The sequence below is a fragment of the Pelovirga sp. genome (assembly GCF_059864205.1).
Map to the genome: position 1 here is coordinate 1 of NZ_JCBCBS010000196.1, position 2346 is coordinate 2346.

The following is a 2346-nucleotide window of genomic DNA, read 5'->3' on the forward strand; positions in this document are numbered from 1 at the left end:
TCCCACTCGGTGCCGTCGGCAAAGCGGATGGTTTCTATGGCACGGTCTTCATTCAGCTCGCCGGTATCAGGGACAAATACCTCCTCTACGGTGATCCGTTCCCCCGTATCAAGTTGCAGCAGCAGATCGGAATCATTGCGCCGCAACAGGACATCAACGGGCGCAATGCCCTCTCCCAGCTCAATCCGGTCATTGCCGCCTTCATCACGGATCTGATACGTACCGGCACCCCGTCCGAAGCGATAAACATCGTTTGAATCGCTCCATGAGATAATGGTTCCCGTACCGGTTCCGGCAACGAATATACTGTCCCCGATACCGCTGCTTATCCTGTCATGGCCGCTGCCGGCAATAAAGATGTTGTTGCCGCTGTTGCTTGACATGTTATTGTCTCAACTTTCGCACCGCCTTAAACGGTACAAATGACTGATATCACTTTAGTTTTCAGAATATACTGGCCGGAAGTAGCATCGGCCGCCGTAATAGGCTCGGTATCCGAGCCATAAACTCTGCCAGCGCCTCTGCGACCGGCGCTGCGATTTTGTCGCCGAAGCTCTTTACCAACTGCTGCAGGGTGTTCAGCAACAGAGTAACGGCTTCGGTAAAACTGGTTTGCCGCAGTTCATCGCACCCAGCATGAAATAAGGTGCCTAGCGTTCTCGGGTCACTTGTCGAACGTCTGGCTAACTCCAGCATGATGTAGCGGGCAAACACAATCGTTGTATGAGCAACCAGCGCATCGTAACTGCGACTCTGAAACTCTTTTGCAAGGCGCAAATAGCTCTTTGAGATCTTAAAGAACACCTCAATATCCCAGCGTCGCTTGTAGAGTTTGACGATCTCTTCATCGGCCAGTTCGACATCGGTCGATAAGAGCGCCAGCCACTTTTTGGTACCGCGAGCACGAACAAAGACGATTTTGGCCATGACAGTCTCGTTGTCGGAATCCGTACCTAGTTCGACCAGGGCCGATGCCAGAATCTTCGCCCGTCCACAGCGTTTGCGGACACTCTTGTAAAGTTCATTGAGGGTGAGGTCGAACCCCTTATAGCCGTATTTAGTCTTAGCCGACTTGAGCATGCAGATGACCTGCTGTTTTTGTTCGAGCAGCCCAATGATTGTCGCAGGGAAAGCGAACCAGCTGTCAAAAAGCAGATAATCGGCCCTGATGCTGCTATCGTGAGCTTGTTTTACCAGCTCCTTAAGCATATCGGGGGATTTGCGAACACTTTCGGCCCGACGTTTGAAACCGTTGGTCCGCTTATCAACCTTAGCCATGGGTGCCAGACGATTTTTCTGGTTAGCAGAACTGAGCAGACTGAACGAGACCGGCAAATAACTTGAGCCATCTGACCAACCCAGGGTCAGTAAGCGGAAACCGCGGTAGTAACGATTGTCGTTATGGTCATGGACACGCGCCAGAAGCTCGACATTTTTGCTCCGATTGCGGTTGTAGAGCGAGTCATCAACAATGAAAACCTTGGGCGTATCGATTGACGTCAAAGGCAGAATTTTTTTGTTGAGGACTGCGACGCAGAGCAAATGCAGAAACTTGCGCCAGTTGGTATTGACCGAATTGAGGAAGCGATAAATGGTGTCCTTGCCGACCTCACGGCCAGAAGCATCGGCCTGAAGATAGCGGAAAAGATTCTTGCCGGTAAAAACCAGGCTGAAGATCATCCGCATCACCACAACGGGTGCAATGCCAGCCTGCTTGGCCATGTTGCTTTGCTTCAGTAATAGTGCGATACGCTGATTGTCAAAGAAAGAATTAATTTGGTTTTGACATGAAACAGTCTCTGCTACAATCTGATTCAAAGCATCATCTCCTTGTAAGTGACAGGTTGTTTGGCGATAACCTATTTTACTACAGTTGGTGATGCTTTTGTTTAATTATTTCAACATGTTAAGACATTATTTCGCCTGCGAAAGTTGAGCTGCCAGCTTCTATGGTGTTCGGTTGGGTCTTGTGTTCCAGCTGCTATTTATCATCACTACTGTGTGTTCCGCTCTTGGCCAAAGGGAACCTGCCCCGGAAAGTAGAGCGTCCTTAATCGGGGAGACTACCGAGGTCGCCGAACGGATCGAGGTTCAGCCAGCCTCCAGTGATCGGGCAATCGACAGCCGCCTGAGCAGAATTCTGGAGGCGACCGGATGGTTTTCAGACATTGCTGTACAGGTCGAAGAAGGCGTGGTTTTTCTCGACGGACGTACCGTCTCTGCCGACTACCGAACCTGGGCCGGGGATCTGGCCAGGAAGACCAGCGACGTGGTAGCGGTGGTCAATCGTATCCAGGTCATCGAGGTTTCGCCTTGGGATTATTCCCACGCTGTCGGTGAACTACA

Annotated in this window: 3 protein-coding genes; 1 reads left to right on the top strand and 2 read right to left on the bottom strand. The window is 51.0% G+C overall.

What is annotated here, in order from left to right:
• Both AC6F7T_RS12385 and AC6F7T_RS12390 read right to left on the bottom strand, forming a co-directional pair.
• A partial coding sequence (locus AC6F7T_RS12385; RefSeq protein ID WP_500719285.1) for a calcium-binding protein occupies positions 1–383 on the bottom strand: 383 nt, incomplete at its 3' end.
• A gap of 61 nt (positions 384–444) precedes the next feature.
• Positions 445–1818, bottom strand: coding sequence for an IS4 family transposase (locus AC6F7T_RS12390; protein WP_500719287.1), 1374 nt, complete (start codon positions 1816–1818; stop codon positions 445–447).
• Positions 1819–1969: 151 nt separating this feature from the next.
• Between AC6F7T_RS12390 and AC6F7T_RS12395 the strand changes: the two genes are divergently transcribed.
• Positions 1970–2346 (top strand): BON domain-containing protein (locus AC6F7T_RS12395; RefSeq protein ID WP_500719288.1); only part of this gene is annotated, 377 nt, incomplete at its 3' end.